Annotated in this window: 18 protein-coding genes and 3 tRNA genes; 10 read left to right on the top strand and 11 right to left on the bottom strand. The window is 63.8% G+C overall.

Going from position 1 to position 18,107, the window contains the following annotated elements; all coding sequences use genetic code 11:
* Positions 1 to 75: 75 nt before the first annotated feature.
* The 4 genes from AABD04_RS01430 to AABD04_RS01415 form a co-directional block, all read right to left on the bottom strand.
* Positions 76 to 756 carry a hypothetical protein gene (locus AABD04_RS01430; RefSeq protein WP_341439953.1) on the bottom strand — a complete coding sequence of 227 codons (681 nt, stop codon included), beginning with the start codon at positions 754 to 756 and terminating at the stop codon, positions 76 to 78.
* A 137-nt stretch (positions 757 to 893) separates the two neighbouring features.
* Positions 894 to 966: transfer RNA gene (locus tag AABD04_RS01425), tRNA-Arg, on the bottom strand.
* Positions 967 to 1,021: 55 nt separating this feature from the next.
* Positions 1,022 to 1,111 (bottom strand) — tRNA-Ser (locus AABD04_RS01420).
* A 123-nt stretch (positions 1,112 to 1,234) separates the two neighbouring features.
* Positions 1,235 to 1,999, bottom strand: a complete 765-nt coding sequence (locus AABD04_RS01415) for a dienelactone hydrolase family protein (protein ID WP_243597425.1) — start codon at positions 1,997 to 1,999, stop codon at positions 1,235 to 1,237.
* 93 nt (positions 2,000 to 2,092) lie between these two features.
* Here AABD04_RS01415 and hisC point away from each other — a divergent pair, with 93 nt between their 5' ends.
* A complete protein-coding gene (hisC, locus tag AABD04_RS01410; protein ID WP_341439952.1) occupies positions 2,093 to 3,148 on the top strand; it encodes a histidinol-phosphate transaminase in 1,056 nt (351 codons plus the stop codon).
* On the opposite strand, the gene AABD04_RS01405 is transcribed toward hisC, so the two are convergent.
* Complete coding sequence (locus AABD04_RS01405) at positions 3,137 to 4,183, bottom strand: alpha/beta hydrolase (RefSeq protein WP_341442925.1); 1,047 nt, start codon at positions 4,181 to 4,183, stop codon at positions 3,137 to 3,139. The genes hisC and AABD04_RS01405 overlap by 12 nt on opposite strands.
* Before the next feature lie 291 nt (positions 4,184 to 4,474).
* A complete protein-coding gene (locus tag AABD04_RS01400) occupies positions 4,475 to 4,678 on the bottom strand; it encodes a DUF3072 domain-containing protein (protein ID WP_243597423.1) in 204 nt (67 codons plus the stop codon).
* A gap of 146 nt (positions 4,679 to 4,824) precedes the next feature.
* On the opposite strand from AABD04_RS01400, the gene AABD04_RS01395 reads away from it, so the two are divergent.
* Together AABD04_RS01395 and AABD04_RS01390 are read left to right on the top strand one after the other, a co-directional pair.
* Positions 4,825 to 5,181, top strand: coding sequence for an excalibur calcium-binding domain-containing protein (locus AABD04_RS01395; protein ID WP_335742736.1), 357 nt, complete (start codon positions 4,825 to 4,827; stop codon positions 5,179 to 5,181).
* Positions 5,182 to 5,259: 78 nt separating this feature from the next.
* Positions 5,260 to 6,183, top strand: coding sequence for a pseudouridine synthase (locus tag AABD04_RS01390; RefSeq protein ID WP_341439950.1), 924 nt, complete (start codon positions 5,260 to 5,262; stop codon positions 6,181 to 6,183).
* Between the two features lie 17 nt (positions 6,184 to 6,200).
* Here AABD04_RS01390 and AABD04_RS01385 read toward each other — a convergent pair whose 3' ends face one another.
* The 3 genes from AABD04_RS01385 to AABD04_RS01375 all read right to left on the bottom strand — a co-directional run bounded on the left by AABD04_RS01385 (position 6,201) and on the right by AABD04_RS01375 (position 8,363).
* Positions 6,201 to 7,013 (bottom strand): formate/nitrite transporter family protein, encoded by an 813-nt coding sequence (locus AABD04_RS01385; protein WP_341439949.1) that lies wholly within the window; start codon positions 7,011 to 7,013, stop codon positions 6,201 to 6,203.
* A 688-nt stretch (positions 7,014 to 7,701) separates the two neighbouring features.
* A tRNA-Ser gene (locus AABD04_RS01380) sits at positions 7,702 to 7,791 on the bottom strand.
* 59 nt (positions 7,792 to 7,850) lie between these two features.
* On the bottom strand, positions 7,851 to 8,363 hold the full coding sequence (locus AABD04_RS01375) for a MarR family winged helix-turn-helix transcriptional regulator (RefSeq protein WP_423228108.1): 513 nt from the start codon (positions 8,361 to 8,363) through the stop codon (positions 7,851 to 7,853).
* Between the two features lie 77 nt (positions 8,364 to 8,440).
* Here AABD04_RS01375 and mgrA point away from each other — a divergent pair, with 77 nt between their 5' ends.
* Complete coding sequence (mgrA, locus tag AABD04_RS01370) at positions 8,441 to 9,475, top strand: L-glyceraldehyde 3-phosphate reductase (protein ID WP_341439947.1); 1,035 nt, start codon at positions 8,441 to 8,443, stop codon at positions 9,473 to 9,475.
* A gap of 114 nt (positions 9,476 to 9,589) precedes the next feature.
* A complete protein-coding gene (locus AABD04_RS01365; protein WP_341439946.1) occupies positions 9,590 to 10,579 on the top strand; it encodes an NAD(P)H-quinone oxidoreductase in 990 nt (329 codons plus the stop codon).
* A 72-nt stretch (positions 10,580 to 10,651) separates the two neighbouring features.
* On the opposite strand, the gene AABD04_RS01360 is transcribed toward AABD04_RS01365, so the two are convergent.
* Positions 10,652 to 11,857: a cysteine desulfurase-like protein gene (locus AABD04_RS01360; RefSeq protein WP_243610603.1), complete on the bottom strand. Its 1,206-nt coding sequence runs from the start codon at positions 11,855 to 11,857 to the stop codon at positions 10,652 to 10,654.
* A 176-nt stretch (positions 11,858 to 12,033) separates the two neighbouring features.
* On the opposite strand from AABD04_RS01360, the gene AABD04_RS01355 reads away from it, so the two are divergent.
* Genes AABD04_RS01355 through AABD04_RS01335 form a run of 5 tightly spaced genes read left to right on the top strand, consistent with a single transcriptional unit; the run spans position 12,034 to position 16,212 of the window.
* Positions 12,034 to 12,618 carry a bacterial proteasome activator family protein gene (locus AABD04_RS01355; protein WP_243595920.1) on the top strand — a complete coding sequence of 195 codons (585 nt, stop codon included), beginning with the start codon at positions 12,034 to 12,036 and terminating at the stop codon, positions 12,616 to 12,618.
* A gap of 49 nt (positions 12,619 to 12,667) precedes the next feature.
* A complete protein-coding gene (gene wzm, locus AABD04_RS01350; RefSeq protein ID WP_459112811.1) occupies positions 12,668 to 13,549 on the top strand; it encodes a galactan export ABC transporter permease subunit Wzm/RfbD in 882 nt (293 codons plus the stop codon).
* 10 nt (positions 13,550 to 13,559) lie between these two features.
* Positions 13,560 to 14,360: a galactan export ABC transporter ATP-binding subunit Wzt/RfbE gene (gene wzt, locus AABD04_RS01345; protein WP_243595919.1), complete on the top strand. Its 801-nt coding sequence runs from the start codon at positions 13,560 to 13,562 to the stop codon at positions 14,358 to 14,360.
* A gap of 34 nt (positions 14,361 to 14,394) precedes the next feature.
* Positions 14,395 to 15,297 (top strand): galactofuranosyltransferase GlfT1, encoded by a 903-nt coding sequence (glfT1, locus tag AABD04_RS01340; RefSeq protein ID WP_243595918.1) that lies wholly within the window; start codon positions 14,395 to 14,397, stop codon positions 15,295 to 15,297.
* A 51-nt stretch (positions 15,298 to 15,348) separates the two neighbouring features.
* Positions 15,349 to 16,212, top strand: a complete 864-nt coding sequence (locus tag AABD04_RS01335) for a TylF/MycF/NovP-related O-methyltransferase (protein WP_341439944.1) — start codon at positions 15,349 to 15,351, stop codon at positions 16,210 to 16,212.
* Here AABD04_RS01335 and AABD04_RS01330 read toward each other — a convergent pair whose 3' ends face one another.
* A complete protein-coding gene (locus AABD04_RS01330; protein ID WP_341439943.1) occupies positions 16,213 to 18,105 on the bottom strand; it encodes a glycosyltransferase in 1,893 nt (630 codons plus the stop codon).
* Positions 18,106 to 18,107: the final 2 nt, after the last annotated feature.

The raw sequence follows: 18,107 nt of genomic DNA, 5'->3' as shown, positions 1-18,107 counted from the left end.
TTCGAGGCGGTCGAACGCGTTTGCAGGTGGTCGCACGCGGCACCCACGCACACGTAGCGATCGACAGCCGGAACGTTATCGCCTCGATCGTTCGAACAACGCGGACACCGCTGCCCCGATGACGAAGACGAGCGATGTCAGCAGGATGTTCAGCCAGAGACCGTACCGGGCGTCGAACGCGAACTGTTGTGGCGCAAGGTTTTCTACGTTGTAGAGGTTGGACACCAGACTCGCGGCGACGGCCACGACTCCCACCCCGACCACTACGCGCGACCGCAGAGCAACGCCCCAGACCAACACTGCTGCCGACATCGTCAACAGCGGAAGAAGTCCGCGGATCGTCAGGTTGCCCGCGAAGAACAACAATCCGCTGCGCAGCAGCACGACCGTTGCCGCACACAGTCCGACACTGGCTACGAGCCACAGACGAACGTGCAGGCCGGTGCCCGATCTACGTTCACTCCACGTGCAGTAGAGAGCGACTGCCCCGATGCACACCGGCAATGCAATCAGCCAATACAGACCCGCTCCCGGTGATGCGAGGTACGCAGATCCGCCGAACCACATCGGACTCGATACCGACTCCCCGGAACCGAACGGCTGCCGAACGTAGAACGGCAAGGCGCCGGTGAACGTCACCGCGATGAGCAACAGCGGGACGGACAACCGCGCGGTGACGTCGTGCAGTCGAGAATCGGCACCGACCCCGTCCGGCCGAGCGCGTTCGTCCGAGATTCTGCCCGGCCGATCGCTCACGTGACCCCCTCCGACGATGTCGACAAACCTTATGCCCGGTTTGTTTCATTGTCCACCGTCTTCGGGTTCAGCCGATCATCCCTACGCAACGAAGAAGCCCCGAACCGCATCGCTGCAGTTCGGGGCTTCTTCTTCTGTGCGCCCGAAGGGATTCGAACCCCTAACCTCTTGATCCGTAGTCAAGTGCTCTATCCGTTGAGCTACGGGCGCATGTTCAGTTGTGCCGGTTCCGGAGAACCGACGTGCCGATCCTTGCGGATCAGCGTGGCGGAGGCGAGAGGATTTGAACCTCCGGACCCGGTGAAGGGTCAAGTCATTAGCAGTGACTCCCATTCGGCCGCTCTGGCACGCCTCCTAGGCTGCCGGCCCTCTCGGACCGCCGAGGAAAGAGATTACACACGGCTGAGGCCAGAAGGCAAAACGGCTGGTCGACGCCTTCGGTTCGCACGGCGTTCGCGTAAAAGATGCTTGTTGCTCGTCACCGCATGAAGCTGTCGAACCAATCGAAGATGCGGGTCTGCGCATCGACCAGAGCGGCCTCGGCGGGATCTGTGTGGTCGCTGCTGCCCGGTTGCTCCTTCGGATGGTCGGCTCGATGCTTCACACCGGAATAGCTGACGACGTTCGTAGCCACTGAGGCGCGCGTGGCGGCGTCGCGGAGGGCTTCGATGTGATCGGGTGGGGTGTGCGGGTCGTCCTCGCCGTAGAGACCGAGCCAGGGCGCCTGCAGCCGGGGTACGGCCTCGACCAACGCAACCGCGTCGGAATTGAGCGGTTCCACGATGCCCGCTGCAGCGACACTGACCGCCGCGCCGACCGGTCGACTGGTGGCCACGATGAGGGCTGCCGTTCCTGCGTCGTCGAATCCGATGACCCCGACACAATCGGGGTAGACGCCGCGTTTGACGAGCCAGTCGGCGGTGGCGTCGAAGTCCGCGAAGAGGTCGTCTCCGAAGACCTCCTTGTCGTCCCCATGGCCTCGATGGAACAGGTTCGGCGCGACGGCCAGCCAACCTTCCAGAGCGAGTGCGCGCAGCAGGTCGAGCAGAGACTCGGGCACCTCACGCGCCTCGTGCAGTACGACGATTCCGCCGCGAGGTGGACCATCGGGTTCGACGGCCGTCAACGGAACCTTCTCCTGTGGGGGTGACTCGTGCGCGGACGTATCCACCACGTCGTCTGCGCCGAATGTGGGCGCGGGGGCGGAACGAAGGACTGCGGCGTCGCTGAAGATTCCCGACATACTTACCGAAGATAGGACGATCGGTCCGGTCATGCACAGCAATATCACGGACGCGTAGAAGTCAACCCCGAACCTGGGCGCATAATGGCAGCCGTGACCGCGCACATCCGCCCCGACCTCGACGCAATCCCCGCTTACATTCCCGGCCGTAGCTTTCCGGGGGCAATCAAGCTGGCGAGCAACGAAACAACGCAGGGCCCGCTGCCCAGCGTGCATGCGGCGATCGCCGAGGCCGTCGGGGGCGTCAACCGCTACCCGGACATCCGGGCGACGGCCCTCGTCGAATCCTTGGCGAAGAAGCTCGGAGTTGCGACGGAAAATGTAGCCGCCGGTAACGGTTCGGTTGCACTGTGCCAGGAGGTCGTTCAGATCACCTGTGGCCCCGGCGACGAGGTGCTGTTCGCGTGGCGTTCGTTCGAGGCCTACCCGATCATCACGCGCGTTGCGGGCGCGACGCCCGTGCAGGTTCCGCTGACCGCAGACCACGTGCACGATCTCGACGCGATGCTCGCCGCCATCACCGACCGCACGCGCCTGATCTTCGTGTGCAACCCCAACAACCCGACCGGCACCGTCGTCCAACGCAACAGGCTCGAGGCGTTCCTCGACGCGGTGCCGTCGAACATTCTCGTCGTATTGGACGAGGCCTACTTCGAGTACACACGTCCCGCTGCCGACGGCGATCACGTCGACGGCGTGGAACTCGCCCGTGGACGACGCAACGTGATCGTGTTGCGGACGTTCTCGAAGGCCTACGGACTTGCGGGCCTGCGGGTGGGCTACGCGGTGGCCGATCCCGAGGTGATCACGGCACTGTCCAAGGTGCGAATTGCGTTTGCCGTCAGCACGATTGCCCAGCAGGCGGCAGTGGCGTCCTTGGAAGCGTCCGCAGAGCTGCTTGCCCGCACCGAGGCGCTCATCGCAGAACGCGATCGCGTCCGCGACGCGCTGGTCGGCGGCGGGTTCGACGTCGGCGCGTCGCAGTCCAACTTCGTCTGGCTGCCGCTGGCCGAGCGCTCCGGTGACTTCGCTGCGGCGGCGGCGGAACAGGGTGTGCTGCTGCGCGCCTACGGAAACGACGGCGTGCGGGTCACCATCGGCGACCCGCACGAGAACGACGCATTTCTGAAGTTTGCTCTACAGGCCTAGCGCGCGTTCGAGCGTCGGCCAGGATTCACGCAGATCGTCCTGCCAATACGGCCAGCCGTGAATTCCGTAGGGGCGATAGACGGTTGTCGCAGGGATGTCCAACGCGCGCAGTCTCGTATCGAACACTGTCGTGCAATACAGCGCGGCGGCCTCGAGCGGCCCGCCCATGAGCGCACTCTCGACTCCGCTGCCTCCGGGGCCGAGTTCGTAGGGGCCGGGCAAACCCGTACCGACGGAGATGTAGACGTCTTTGCCGCGGAGGGCCTCGGCGTTGCGTGACGGGTCGTGCTCGACCCACTTGGGGTCGGTGTTCTCGCCCCACATGTTGGAGGCGTTTCCGCCGTTGGTCGCGACGGTAGCGCGCACCGCGTCCTTGAAGTTGGTCTGCGAATTGTCGTAGCAACCGCTCAGGCCGGCGACGCCGGTGTACAGATCCGGATGTCGCGTGATCAGATCCATCGCGGCCTGGGCACCCATCGACACACCGGAGATCGCGTTGGTGCCGTTACCCGAGAAGCGCGCATCGATCAGCGGCGGCAACTCCGACGTCAGGAACGTCTCCCACTTGTTGACGCCGAGCACCGGATCCGGCACGTTCCAATCCGTGTAGTAACTGCTCGATCCTCCGACCGGAAGCACCACGTTGACCTGCTTGTCCGCGAAGAAGTCGACGATGTCGGTCTTCTGCGTCCAGGTGCTTTCCTTGTAATCGGACTCCTTGCCTGCGCTGACACCGTCGAGCATGTACAGCGTGGGACGAGACATCGCCTGCGCGGCCGGCAGAAGAACTTGAACCTGAATGGTGCGGCCCATCGCGGGCGACTCGACCCACACCGCTGCACGACGATCGGTCAACATATCGACTCGATCGATACGCGCCGACGCCATCGGCTGGGACTGGGCTTGCATGCCGGGCACCGCACCGCCACCGTCGGAACTGCCGGTACCGGGAAGCGGCTGCGCTCCGGCGAGACCCGACCCCAGCAGCGACACTGCCAAAGCAGTCCCCGCTACTGCCAACACTCGACGGTGCATCAGATTGCCCATCCTCCCCCAGCGCACCCTCACGGGTCGCAACACGAACCACATCCGTTACTCAACGTACCCACCGATATGCGCGCACGCCAAAGCTGTGGGTTCGCTCACAATAGCTGCGGGAAGGCGGGTACAAAAGTCCGCGTGATCCTTTGTTACATGTACTGAAGAAAGAACGGTCTACCTGGTCGGATGTCCTCGATGGCACGGACGCCGGGAGGGCACTCGATGTGACATTCGGTGGCCTTTTCGGGGGTCGATGTCACATCGAGTGGACCTCTGGGTTGGGAGTCAGCCGCGTCCGGTCTCGCCCTGCAACTTGTCGATCATTTCCGACGCCTGTGCCTTGTTCAGACCCTCGGGAACTTCCTCGCCCGCTTCCTGCGCAAGTGTGCTCAGGTAGCTCTTCTGTGGGCCGGTCATCGGCTCGTCGCCGGTGACCCAATCGTCGGGATCCTTCTCGGGGTTCTGGTTGACCTGCTCGCTCTCGCTCATACGTTCGTAAATACGCCGAATCGGCAGGTTCCAAACACGCTCGCCTTTCACTCCGACCGCGGACGTCGGTCGTACGAATGACTTGATTGACAGTTCAATAATCTCCCGACAATGATCCAGATCACACTCCCCTCGATTGGAACCCAATGAAGACGAAGAACCTGCTGTTCAAGATCGGCATCTCGAGCGTAATTGCGGCGGCAGCCGTGGTCGCCGCCCCTGCCGTCGCCTCTGCCGACCCGATCACCGATTTCCTGTGCGGAGCCGGCTCGGCACAGTTCTGCATCCTGCCGCCGCCGCCCGCCTTTGCACCCCCGCCTGCGCCGCAGGGTGCACCCGCGCCGCAGCAGCAGGGCGCGCCTGCCCCCGCACCTCGGCCCAGCGGATTCCAGTACAAGAACTGCGACGCCGCACGTGACGCCGGTGCCGCTCCCGTTTACCGGGACGAGTACGGATACGGCCCCCACCTCGACCGCGACAACGACGGCATCGGCTGCGAGTAGCGAATTCGCACTTGCGCGGGCAGATACCTCGGAATTGTCCGCACAAGTGCGATCTCGGCGGGCGGATACGCTCACTCGGTGAGACGACGCCAGCAACCGCCCCTGGCGAAGCGGCACGGTCTCGATCCCGCGCGCATCCGAATGCCCGAGGACGGTACCTGGCGCACTGTCCGCGACTTTCTCACCGCCACCGAGTCACGGATTTCTCCACACCGGATCGACGCCATGTTCGCGGCCGGCGAGATCGTCGACATGGCCGGCCCCATCGCACCGGACGCACCGTACGTGCCCGGCGAGGCAGTCTGGTTCCACCGCGATCTGCCGCCGGAAACCGTTGTGCCGTTCGATATCTCGATTGTGCACCGCGACGACGCGCTACTGGTGATCGACAAACCGCACTTTCTGCCGACCATCCCCCGCGGCGGGCACATCCTGCAGACCGCACTGGTACGGCTGCGTCTCGAACTCGATCTTCCACAACTGGTGCCCGCTCACCGACTCGATCGCGTCACCGCGGGCCTGGTCCTGTTCGTCGTCGACCCGACACTGCGCGGCGCGTATCAAACGCTCTTCCAGGATCGACAGGTCCGCAAGGAGTACGAGGCAATCGCGCCCTACGACCCGTCACTCGCACTGCCGACCGTCGTTCGCAGTCGAATCGTCTCGGAGAAGGGGCGATTCACCGCCCGCGAGGTGGACGGAGAACCGAACGCGCACACGACCGTCGAACTTCTCGACCATCGACACGGACTCGGTCGCTATCGACTCACACCCTTGACCGGTCGCACCCATCAGCTGCGCTTGCACATGAATTCACTCGGTGTGCCGATCTTCGGTGACGATCTCTACCCGACGGCAAGCGGACGAGCCGTCGACGATTTCACCGACCCGCTCCAATTACTCGCCAGTGCAATGGAATTCACGGATCCGATCTCGAAGTCGATCCGACGCTTCCAGACCGCATTGAGTTTGGAGCGTTGGGCATCGGAGGACACACCGTAAGACCCGAATCCGCTCGACTACTCGGGATTTCGATCACGCTCGGACTTCACCAGTTCCTTCGTACGCACCAAGCGCAGCGCGGTGACCAACACGACGCCCCCGATGATGTTGAAGAGCACCGTATATCCGAACCATTCGATCCAGGCGACATAGCTCACATCCGCGCCCGCGTGGATGGCACCGAAGATCAGCAGGGAGTCGAGAATCGAGTGGAACAACTGCAATCCGGCCAGCAGGAAGCCTGCCGCCATGGCGGCGATGATGCGCGCCACGTCGGACGTTGTTCCCTGCTGCATGCGGGTCAGCAGCGTCATCGTGCTGCCGCCCAGAACAGCCAGGCAGATCGACTGAAGATTCAGCGGTGCGTCGACGAAATGATGCGCCGCCTCGGACAACACCTCGAGCCACTGCGGAAACGCGTGCGCGATCAACCACATCACCACCCAACCGCCCAGCAAATTCGCCAGCAGCGTCCCGATCCACAGCCTTGCCAGCTGCAGAGGTGTGCCGTCGCGGGCCACCACCGCTGCGATCGGCATCAAAAAGTCCTCGGTGAACAACTCACCATGGGCGAGATAGATGGCCACCAGGCCGATACCGAACGCCAGGCCGGCCAACAAATGACTGTCGGTCTCGTCCAACACCGCGAGATAGGCCATCACACCCAGAGCAACTTCGAGTCCGCCGAAGAATCCGGTGATCAGGACCGTGCGTACGGTGCGGTGCAATCGCTCGGCACCTTCGGAGACGACAGCGTCGAAACTTTCCTCGAGTTCCTCTTCCAGAGGTCCATCGTTGTCGCCGTCGTTGCGCCGCGCTTGTTCGCTCATTCGCAGGTAGTACCCATTGAACCGAGATCGATACCAACCCGTCGGGAATCCTGCGTTCGAGCCCTACCGGCCCGACGAGTGCTTATGGACGATCGGCGCTGACGAACACTGCGCCGGCCAGATGTCGATCGAGTAGGACTCGACAGGTTCGTCGCCGTCTACTACCAAGTCGTAGTTCGAGCTTCTTCCGCTGGCACTGACACGAACCCGATGAAGCTCTGGACCAAGGGGAGTCAGGCCTCCCTGTCCTCCGGGTATCCAATTCTCGAACTCCATACCTGCTGACAGGCGAATGCCTCCGGCCTTGGTCCGCAGGTCTCCCTCGTCGATGTCTTCCCATGAGTCGAGATCCAGATCCGGTTCACCTCGCACCATCCTCAGCTCGACGCTCACGAAGCCACCTGAGATCCCTGTGCTGATCAGCGCTCCTCCGTCACCGAAGTACACAAAGCCCGGGACACCTTCAGGCGGCCAGATCAAGTCCAGGGAAACTTGCTGAGCCAATCGCATCTGGCCGTCCGAGACTCGAACTGTCTCAATATGTCTCACCGATCGATTGTTCCATCCATCGGCTGCACGCGAGGGTTGTGGCGCGTCCCTGGGAAAGCGACATGGATGCCACTCGGCCACCGGGGCAAACAAAACCGGCCCACCCTTGCGGGTGGACCGGGTTCGAACAACGAACATGTGGCGGAAGCGGAGGGATTTGAACCCCCGGACGCTTTTACACGTCTCTCGCTTTCAAGGCGAGTGCATTGGGCCGCTCTGCCACGCTTCCGTGTGCGATCTTAAACGGCCCGGCGGCCAGAGACCCAATCGCCCCTCAGAGCCCGCCCCTCATCGTCGCGGTGTCGAGCCGGACGCGTCCATCGCGGCGTCGACCTTCTCGAAGATGTCACCCAGCACCTCTAGTTCGTGGGGCGAGAGGATGTCCAAGAGGTGCCGACGTACGCCGCGGACGTGGGTGGGTGCCGCCTCCGCAAGTCGCCGACGGCCTTCCTCGGTGATCACCGCGAGCACGCCCCTGCCGTCGTTGACGCAGGTACTACGAGTCACCATGTCCTGCAGTTCCATGCGCCTGATCTGATGCGTCAGGCGACTTCTCGAGGACAGGACACCGTCGGCCAGCTCGCTCATTCTGACGGAGCCGTCGTCCGATTCCGACAGCATCACCAGAATGCGGTATTCCGCCATCGACAGATCGTGGCCGTCGTGCAGCTCCCTGTTCAACACCCCCATCAATCGTTGCCCGCCGTCCATGTAGGCGCGCCATGCTGTCATTTCCGCAGTATCGAGCCACTGCGGGTCCCCCCCGGAACCAACGGCTAGTTCGGCTGTCACCCGTGACATCCTAGGCAAGAAATCTACCGACGAGTAGCTTGCGATGGTTGAATGTTCGATTCGGGTCCGGGACCTAGGGTCGAGTTATGACAGATCCCAACATCGACCCACCTTTCATTGCCGCAGCCGACAGATACGAGTCCATGGTCTTCCGGCAAGTGGGGTCTCGCGGGCCGAAGCTACCGGCGATCTCGCTGGGGCTGTGGCACAACTTCGGTGACGACGTACCGCTGATGAACCAGCGCGCGATCCTGCGTCGCGCATTCGATCTCGGGATCACGCACTTCGACCTGGCCAACAACTACGGCCCGCCGTACGGCAGTGCGGAGAAGAACTTCGGCCGCATCTTCTCGGAGGACTTCGCCGGATACCGCGACGAGCTGATCATCTCGAGCAAGGCAGGCTGGGACATGTGGCCCGGCCCCTACGGTTTCGGCGGTTCCCGCAAGTACCTGCTGTCCTCGCTCGACCAATCGTTGACGCGCATGCGACTCGACCACGTGGACATCTTCTACAGCCACCGCCCCGACCACGACACCCCCATCGAAGAGACTGCAGGCGCTCTGATCAGCGCGGTTCAGCAGGGCAAGGCCCTGTACGCGGGCATCAGCTCCTACAAACCCGAGGGCACTCAGAAGATGGCGGACCTGCTGGCCGACGCGGGTGTTCCCCTCCTGATTCACCAGCCCAGCTATTCGATGGTCAATCGCTGGATCGAGCCCGAACTACTCGGCACCCTCGACGCGGTGGGCGCGGGCGTCATCGCGTTCTCACCTCTGGCCCAGGGCATGCTCACCGACAGGTACCTCGACGGTATTCCTGCGGATTCGCGAGCAGCGCAGGGTAAGTCGTTGAACCCGGACTGGCTCACCGACGACCACATCGGGCACCTTCGGGCGTTGAACGACATCGCCTCGACTCGCGGCCAATCCCTTGCCCAACTCGCCCTGAGCTGGGCCCTGCGCGACCCGCGGGTGACCTCGGTACTGATCGGCGCATCGAGCGTCGAACAGCTGGAGAACAACGTGGCGGCGCTGAACAACCTCGACTTCACCGACGCCGAGCTCACGCAGATCGACCAGCACGCCGAGGACTTCGGAATCAATCTCTGGGACCTGTAGGAGTGCCTGCGGCAGTGGTGGGACTCTGCCTGCGGGTCGTTCCGCAGGCTCCACTCCCGGGTGCTCCAGAGGGCACTTGACCGCACCACTGCGCCGGAGGCGCACTATGGAGACATGCGTGCCATCACACTGAAAGAGTTCGGCGATCCCGACGTCATGGAATGGACAGAGGTTCCCGACCCTCGTCCGATCCGCGGGCAGGTGATCGTCGACGTCTCGGCCACCGCCGTCAACCGCGCCGATCTGATGCAGCGTCAGGGCAATTACCCACCGCCCCCGGGTGCGAGCGAGATTCTGGGACTCGAATGCTCGGGCATCATCTCCGAACTCGGCGAGGGTGTCAGCGGCTGGAACGTCGGCGACAGGGTCTGCGCCCTGTTGGCCGGCGGTGGCTACGCCGAGCAGGTCGCCGTGCCCGCCACCCAGCTGTTCCCCATCCCTCGAGGGCTCGATCTGCATGTGGCAGCGGCACTTCCGGAGGTGGCGTCCACAGTGTGGTCCAACCTGGTGATGGACGCGCACATGCGTTCGGGGCAGGTATTGCTGATTCACGGCGGCGGGAGCGGAATCGGAACGCACGCAATCCAATTGGCCAAGCAGATGGGCGTGACCGTCGCCGTCACCGCCGGATCGAAGTACAAGCTGGACATGTGCGCGGACCTGGGTGCCGACATCATGATCGACTACAAGAACCAGGACTTCGTTGCCGAGATCCGTTCGCAGACCGAGGATCACGGCGCAGACCTGATTCTGGACAACATGGGTGCGAAGTACCTCGATCGAAACCTCGACGCCCTTGCCATGGACGGCACCGTCGTGACCATCGGCATGCAGGGTGGCGTGAAGGGAGAGCTGAACTTCGGCAAACTCCTCGCCAAGCGTGGCTCGGTGCACGCCGCCGGGTTGCGTGGGCGCCCCGAAACCGGCCCGTCGAGCAAGGCGAACATCGTCGCAGACATGACCGCACACCTGTGGCCGATGATCTCCGAGGGACGCGTCACCGCCGTCGTGCACGCCGAGATCCCGATAACCGAAGCAGCACAGGGACATCGAATGCTCGATGAGGCCGAGACGATCGGAAAGGTCATCCTTCGCGTGCAGTGAAGTACGCCTGAGGTCGTGTATAGAAGTTCGTAGTGGGCTACGAACTTCTATGCACGTGCGGCGCAGCCGCTCTCAGAGGGCGAGTGCAGTGAGCGCTTTGACGAGCTGATCGATCTCGTATCGGGTGGTGTACGGAGCCAGACCGATGGTGACGGCACCACCCTCGTCGTTGACGCCCAACGCGTCGAGCAGCCGACTGCCGCCGTGGACTCCACTGACACTGCCGATTCTGGCCTGCGCGAGTTGCTCGGACACCTTCACCGCGGGCATTCCCTCGACCGTGAAACTGACGGTGGGAACACGTGTGGGTGCGTTGCCCAGCACCATGACGTGGTCCAAGGAGTTCAGTGCCTTCATCAGGTAGTCGAAGAGACCGTCGTGGTAGTACTGCAACGATCCGATCGACAACTCGAGCCGCTCACGACGCGTTCCCGTCGCAGCGTCGTCGAGATTGGCCAGGTAATCGATGGACGCCACCACACCGGCCAACAACGCGTACTGGTGCGCGCTGACCTCGAGCCGCTCCGGCCCCTTGGCCGACGGGTTCAGCGACATCGACGGCAACTGTTCCAACAGCGTCGGATCCCGGAAGATCAGCGCGCCGACCGACGGCCCGCCCCACGCGGCCGCGTCGATCGCGACGATGTCGGCCCCGAGTTCCTTGATGTCGACGTGGGCGTACGGGGCGGCTCCGGCGGCGTCGACGACGATCAGCCCACCGACCTCGTGCACCAGATCCGCCGCGACTCGAACATCGGGCGCACTACCGACGATCGGCGATGCCGCAGTGACCGCGACGAGCCGAGTGGTGGAGGTGATGAGGTCGTCGAACTGCCACGTGGGCAACTCACACGTATCGATTTCGACTTCGGCCCACTTCACGTGCGCACCGGTTCGGCTGGCCACTCGCAGCCACGGGGCGACGTTCGCTTCCTCGTCCAGACGCGAGAGCACCAGCCCGGTCCCCAGACCGAGCCGCGAGCTCATCGAATCCGCGAGCCACGACAGCAACGTCGCGCGGTCCGGTCCGATGACGACCCCGGACGGATAGGCCCCGACCAGATCTGCGATTGCGGCGCGAGCGGATTCGAGCAGAGCGGCACTCCGCTTGGCCGCGATGTTGCCGGCCGAATGATTGGACGCACTGTGCCGGAAAGCCGTCGAGACGGCCGTCGACACGCGGTCCGGAATCAGCATTCCGAGCTGAGGGTCGAGATGAATCCACCCGTCGCCGAGGGAGGGAATGGACCCTCTGACCCGTGCGACGTCGTACCCCATGTCGGACACTCTAAGCGCCGACCGGTAAAGCATGTGTTCCACGTCCTGTTTCGCCAGGGAACGGTTGCCCACTTCGCACGCTCGATCCCTCCCTGCTTCCACTGTTCCCGACGACCGGACCAGGATAATCGCCCCGGACGATCGCGCAACGACGAGCGACGGGTAAAGATGGATACATGACCCAATCCGAGTCGAACAGTGCCCCCGGGGACCACGTCGTTGTGATCGGCCCCAACGGAGAGCCGCTTGCTTTGAGCCGCGAGGAGGCCACCGCCGCAGCTGCGCGCGCCGCCGGATCGTCTGCGAACGGAGATTCGGACGACGGATCGGGCCTGTCGGAGATGGTCGAGCAGCCCGCGAAGGTGATGCGCATCGGCACGATGATCAAGCAACTGCTCGAGGAAGTGCGCGCGGCACCGCTCGACGACGCCAGTCGCACCCGTCTCAAGGAAATCCACAAGTCGTCGATCCACGAACTCGAACAGGGACTCGCGCCGGAACTCCGCGACGAGCTCGAGCGTCTGGTGCTCCCCTTCGGCGACGATGTCGTCCCCACCGACGCGGAACTGCGCATCGCCCAGGCTCAGCTCGTCGGCTGGCTCGAGGGCCTGTTCCACGGCATTCAGACGGCCCTGTTCGCACAGCAGATGGCCGCCCGAGCCCAACTCGAGCAGATGCGTCAGGGCGCCCTGCCTCCCGGCGTGATGGGCGCACCAGGTGGTGCCGGTCATGGTGGCAGTGGTACCGGCCAGTACCTGTGACGCGATCGGAAATGAGCCGAGAAGCCGATTGCAGGTAGTGTCGACCGTCGTGTCGGCACCAGCGAAGGATCCCGAGAGCGAGGCAGGAGATCAGATGCCTGCTCCGGTTTCGGACTCACAGACTTATCGGCGCGCGTTCGGCGACCTGAGAACCGGTTTCAATCAGCGCGAACTGTGGCTGCACCTCGGGTGGCAGGACATCAAGCAGCGGTATCGCCGGTCGGTGATCGGCCCGTTCTGGATCACCATCGCCACGGGCGTGCAGGCCATCGCCATGGGGTTGCTGTATTCGGTCCTGCTCAACATCGATCTGCGCGAGTTCCTGCCGCACGTCACCGTCGGCCTGATCGTCTGGAACCTCATCAGTGCCGCGATTCTCGAAGGCGGAGACGTCTTCGTCGCCAACGAGGGTCTGATCAAGCAACTGCCCAGCGCGCTCAGCGTGCACGTCTATCGGCTGGTCTGGCGTCAACTGCTGTTGTTCGGCCACAACATGTTGATCTACGTGATCATCATCGCGATCTTCTGGCCCGAGGGTGGGCTGCACTGGACCGCGGTGTTCGCGATCCCCGCATTGGTGCTGATCCTGCTCAACGCCGTGTGGGTGTCCATTCTGTTCGGCATCATCGCCACCCGCTACCGCGACATCGCCCCGATTCTCGGCAGCTTCGTGACGCTGATGTTCTTCATGACGCCGATCGTGTGGACCACCTCGGGCCTGCAGCAGATGGGCGGCGAGGCCGCGAATCGCGCCAAGCTCGTCGAGATCAACCCGCTCTTCCATTACCTCGACATCATCCGGGCCCCCCTGATCGGCGAGGATCAGCAGGCGTACCACTGGTACATCGTGCTCGGCTTCACCGTCGTCGGCTGGGCGCTGGCCATTCTCGCTCTCAAGAAGTACCGGGCCCGCGTGCCCTACTGGGTTTAGGGGTCAGCAGTTGTCCATCAGCATCAGTACCCATGACGCATGCGTCGACTTCCCCATCTTCGACGCCAAGACGCGGTCACTGAAGAAGGCGTTCCTCGGCAAGGCCGGTGGCGCGATCGACCGCAACTCCTCCGACGTCGTCGTCGTCGAGGCCCTCAAGAACATCACGATGAATCTGAAGGACGGCGACCGCGTCGGACTCGTCGGACACAACGGTGCAGGCAAGTCGACCCTGCTGCGGCTGCTCTCCGGCATCTACGAGCCGACCCGAGGCAGCGCAACCATTCGCGGCCGCGTCGCGCCGGTGTTCGATCTGGGCGTCGGTATGGACCCCGAGATCTCCGGCTACGAGAACATCATCATCCGCGGCCTGTTCCTGGGGCAGACCCGCAAGCAGATGCTCGCCAAGATGGACGAGATCGCGGACTTCACCGAACTCGGCGACTACCTCGACATGCCGCTGCGCACGTACTCGACGGGCATGCGCGTGCGCGTCGCGATGGGCGTCGTCACCAGCATCGACCCCGAGATCCTGCTGCTCGACGAGGGCATCGGAGCCGTCGACGCCGAGTTCATGAAGAAGGCTCGGCATCGCCTGCAGGAGTTGGTGAAGCGCTCGGGAATCCTGGTGTTCGCCAGCCACTCCAACGAATTCCTGGCTCAGCTGTGCGATACCGCGATGTGGATCGATCACGGCCAGATTCGGCAGCAGGGCGGCATCGAGGACGTGGTGCGCGCGTACGACGGTGACGACGCGGGAGACCACGTCGCGCAGATCCTGAAGGAGATCGAGCGGGACGACCGGCAGTGAGTGGAGCCTGCGGAACGAATAGGGGATCGAGAACGTGAGCGACAAGATCGTCGGGGTCATCGTCACGCACAAGCGGCGTGAGTTGTTGGCGCTGTCGTTGGACGTGATCGGTGCGCAGACGCGTCCGCTCGATCATCTGGTCGTCGTCGACAATGCCGACGAGTCCGCCGTGCGTGAATTGGTCGAGTCGATCGGCCTGCCGACGACTTACCTCGGCTCGCAGCACAACCTGGGCGGCGCAGGCGGATTCGCGCTCGGCATTCTGTACGCCCTCTCGCTCGGTGCGGATTGGGTGTTTCTCGCCGACGACGACGGCCGACCCGAGGGCCCGAAGGTGCTCGAGACGCTGTACGACTGTGCCCTCACCCACGGACTCGACGAGGTCTCCCCCGTCGTCTGCGACATCGAGGATCCGGACCGGTTGGCGTTTCCGCTGCGCCGCGGCGTCGAATGGCGTCGACTGCGATCGGAATTGATCGACCCGGCGAACCCGGACGACGATCTTCTCGAAGGCATCGCATCGCTGTTCAACGGCGCTCTGTTCAAGGCGTCGACGATCGACGCGGTCGGCGTGCCCGATCTCCGTCTGTTCGTGCGCGGTGACGAAGTGGAAGTACATCGTCGGCTGCAGCGTTCGGGGCTGAAGTTCGGCACGTGCCTCACTGCCGCCTACGTCCACCCCAACGGGGCCGAGGAGTTCAAGCCGATCCTCGGTGGCCGGATGCATACGCAGTACCCGGAGGACGCGACCAAGCGCTACTTCACGTACCGCAATCGCGGCTACCTGATGTCGCAGCCCGGCATGCGAAAGCTGCTGCCGCAGGAATGGATTCGCTTCACCTGGTTCTTCCTGATCACCACCCGCAACCCGAAGGGTCTGGCCGAGTGGTTCCGGTTGCGCGGGCTGGGGCGTCGAGAACACTTTCGTAGGCCCTGACGCTGCCGCCAAGGGGTGCGCGCACCCACGTGATACCGCTACCGTGTGCCCATGACGGAACCTCGGAAGCTCGCTGATCGCATCAAGTCGTCGGCACGGGAGAAGCTTCAACGAGCGATCGGCGAGGTTCTGGCTCAGCAGACCGCGCAACTGGCCGAGCAGACCAGCGACCAACAGGCGACATTGCTCGACGTCCTGGAACGTCAACGGCGTGAGATCGACGACCTGCACGCGTTCATCAGGGGCCTCGAGATGCGGATGCGTCGCGACATTCCGTACGCGTCCGACGTCGAAGCTGCCGCCCAGAGTGCGGAGTTCGCCGAGGAGATGATGCCGCAGGCTCCGACGTTCCTCCGGCCGCACGCGACATTGCGATTTGCGCTCGGCGAGGTCTCCATTCGCGGCATGGCCCTCGAATTCGGAGTGGCCAGCGGGACGACGCTCGAGATCATCGCCGAGGAGCTTTCGTCGCGCAAGGACATCACCGTCGTCGCCGGATTCGACGTCTTCTCCGGTCTTCCCGAGACCTGGCGCACCGGCTTTCCGAAAGGACTGTTCGAGCAGGAGAGCATTCCCGAAGTGCCCGGCGCGCAGATCGTTCCCGGGTTGTTCGAGGACTCACTCCCGGGATTTCTGAAGGGCCACCACGAGAAATTGGCGTTCCTGCACCTCGACGCAGACCTGTACTCCTCGACGGTCACCGTGCTGGACCTGGTGGCCGATCGACTCGCGGTGGGCACCGTCATCGTGTTCGACGAGTACTTCAACTTCCCCGGCTGGCGCAACCACGAGTACCGGGCGTGGACGGAATTCGTCGCACGCACCGGTACCGAGTTCGACTACCTCGGCTACACCGCCGACAACGAGCAGGTCGTCGTACGAATCCGCACGGCACCGAAGGTCCGCGCGAAGTAGTTACTGGCCGTAGAGGCGAGCCCAGTTCTCCCGGCTCGTCAGCTTCGGCACGGCGGAACGGTACGACGCCGCCACGGCAGGTGTCTCGGTACGCAGACGCTTGAGTGCGCTCACGCCACGCTTGAGCAGCTCGGACGCATGTGCCTTGTTGCGCTTGCGCACTCGCACGCCTTCCTGCGAGCGGTCGGTGACGATCGCGTGGGAGAACAGCGAGACGTGCCACCAGTGTGCGTCGTCGGCCGAGATGGCGACGGGGCCGGGATCGACGGTGCCGCGCCACTGATTGAGCACTCGCTTGGCCAGCACTGCGAACTCCATGCTCTTCTTCGGGTGCGGGCCGGCAGGGGTGATGAACATGTCGGCCGGACGCACCCCGGGGACGTCGTTCGCGTTGTGCCGCTTGGTTTCTCCATATGCGGCACGCTCACGTCGAATGGAACCGGCAGCGTCCATTCCGCCGTCGAGCAGATTGTCCGGGCCGGCCAGGAAGTCCTCGACAGCCTTGATCAGCGTGTACGCCATGCCGTATTGCATCGAGACCAGGTACCGCAGCAAATCGGTGAAGAGCTGCTTGGCGAGCGTCTTCCCGTCGAGTTCGATATGCAGGGCGGCGGTGATCATGCCGTTGCGCAGGTTGAAGTAGCGGTGCCACTCGTCCCAGTCCTTCCACGCGAAGTCGGCATGCCAGACGGCCGCACCCGGAAGCGTGACAGTGGCGAATCCGTTTGCGCGCGAACGGTACCCGTACTCGATGTCGTCCCATTGGAAGAACAACGGCAGCGGGTAACCGACCTGGCCGACGATCTCGGACGGGATGAGGCACGACCACCAACCGTTGTAACCGGCGTCGACGCGGACGTCCTGTTGCCGCTTGCGCTTGAACGCACTCTTGTCCGAGACCGCGTTCTTGACGTGGATTCCGGCCTCGAGCTTCTGCAGGTTCGCCACCTCGGCACCGACGTGCACGCGGTCGGGATGCAAGAGGTAGAGCATCTGAGCGCCGATGATCGCCGGCTCGACAGTCATGTTGGCGAACGAGTTCATGCGCACGATCGCCTCGGGCTCGCACAGCACGTCGTCGTCCATGAAGATCACGTTGGCCGGGTCGCCGCCCTTGCCCTGCACCTCGTAGAGCCCGCGAGTGAATCCGCCCGCTCCGCCGAGGTTGGGCTGAGTGATGTAGACGAGCTTGTCTCCGAGCTCGGCCGCCACTCGTTGGAACTTTTCGCGTGTCTGCACCTGATCGGTGCCTTGATCGACCACATAGACGTTGTCGACCCCGAGCAGTGCAATGGGATCGTCCGCCATGGCGGCGACGGTGTTGGCGCAGTCGTCGGCGCGATTGAAGGTGCAGATCACCACCGAGGTGGGTCGCAGCTTCTCGGGAGCGGCGACGGTCCACTCGGCGTCCTGCACCGACAACTCGTTCGACGTGGTGGTGAAACGGACGAACAGCGCGCCGCCGTCGAGGAACTGCGTGGTGGCAACGGGGACGGCCACCTGCGTCGAGGCATTGTCGGAGTCGACCGTCGTGCTGGCCATCGTGCGCTCGTGGCCCTTGTAATCGGTGGCCACCAGATCCACCCGACCCGCACCGGCGACGGTTGCCCGAAACACCACCTCGGTGACGGTCGTCCACCGCTGCCAGTAGCTGGCCGGGAACCGTCCGAAGTAGCTGTTCGTGTGCAGCACGCTGCGCTTGGCGATCCGCACGCCCGTCCGGGTGCGCTCGGCGTTGCCCTTGCCGACCGAGCTGTACATATCGGCGCTGACCAGGGGCGACGGGCCGTCGAACAGCAGTCTCTGGACGGTCAGTTCGGACTGGCCGTCACCGCCGACATCAGTCGACACATCCGATGCGGAGCCGAGACCATCGAGAGCAGTGCCGTCCATAC

This window comes from Rhodococcoides navarretei, from assembly GCF_038069675.1.
Classification (GTDB): domain Bacteria; phylum Actinomycetota; class Actinomycetes; order Mycobacteriales; family Mycobacteriaceae; genus Rhodococcoides; species Rhodococcoides navarretei.
The sequence above is the reverse complement of the archived record's forward strand: the minus strand, read 5'-3'. Positions and strand labels throughout refer to the sequence as shown.

Excerpts from the sequence above, each read along its gene's own strand:
- AABD04_RS01415 (WP_243597425.1), bottom strand. The coding sequence starts at position 1,999 with ATGTCGGGAATCTTCAGCGACGCCGCAGTCCTTCGTTCCGCCCCCGCG.
- AABD04_RS01405 (WP_341442925.1), bottom strand. The coding sequence starts at position 4,183 with ATGCACCGTCGAGTGTTGGCAGTAGCGGGGACTGCTTTGGCAGTGTCG.
- AABD04_RS01400 (WP_243597423.1), bottom strand. The coding sequence starts at position 4,678 with ATGAGCGAGAGCGAGCAGGTCAACCAGAACCCCGAGAAGGATCCCGAC.
- AABD04_RS01395 (WP_335742736.1), top strand. The coding sequence starts at position 4,825 with ATGAAGACGAAGAACCTGCTGTTCAAGATCGGCATCTCGAGCGTAATT.
- AABD04_RS01385 (WP_341439949.1), bottom strand. The coding sequence starts at position 7,013 with ATGAGCGAACAAGCGCGGCGCAACGACGGCGACAACGATGGACCTCTG.
- AABD04_RS01375 (WP_423228108.1), bottom strand. The coding sequence starts at position 8,363 with ATGTCACGGGTGACAGCCGAACTAGCCGTTGGTTCCGGGGGGGACCCG.
- mgrA (WP_341439947.1), top strand. The coding sequence starts at position 8,441 with ATGACAGATCCCAACATCGACCCACCTTTCATTGCCGCAGCCGACAGA.
- AABD04_RS01365 (WP_341439946.1), top strand. The coding sequence starts at position 9,590 with ATGCGTGCCATCACACTGAAAGAGTTCGGCGATCCCGACGTCATGGAA.
- AABD04_RS01360 (WP_243610603.1), bottom strand. The coding sequence starts at position 11,857 with ATGGGGTACGACGTCGCACGGGTCAGAGGGTCCATTCCCTCCCTCGGC.
- AABD04_RS01355 (WP_243595920.1), top strand. The coding sequence starts at position 12,034 with ATGACCCAATCCGAGTCGAACAGTGCCCCCGGGGACCACGTCGTTGTG.
- AABD04_RS01335 (WP_341439944.1), top strand. The coding sequence starts at position 15,349 with ATGACGGAACCTCGGAAGCTCGCTGATCGCATCAAGTCGTCGGCACGG.
- AABD04_RS01330 (WP_341439943.1), bottom strand. The coding sequence starts at position 18,105 with ATGGACGGCACTGCTCTCGATGGTCTCGGCTCCGCATCGGATGTGTCG.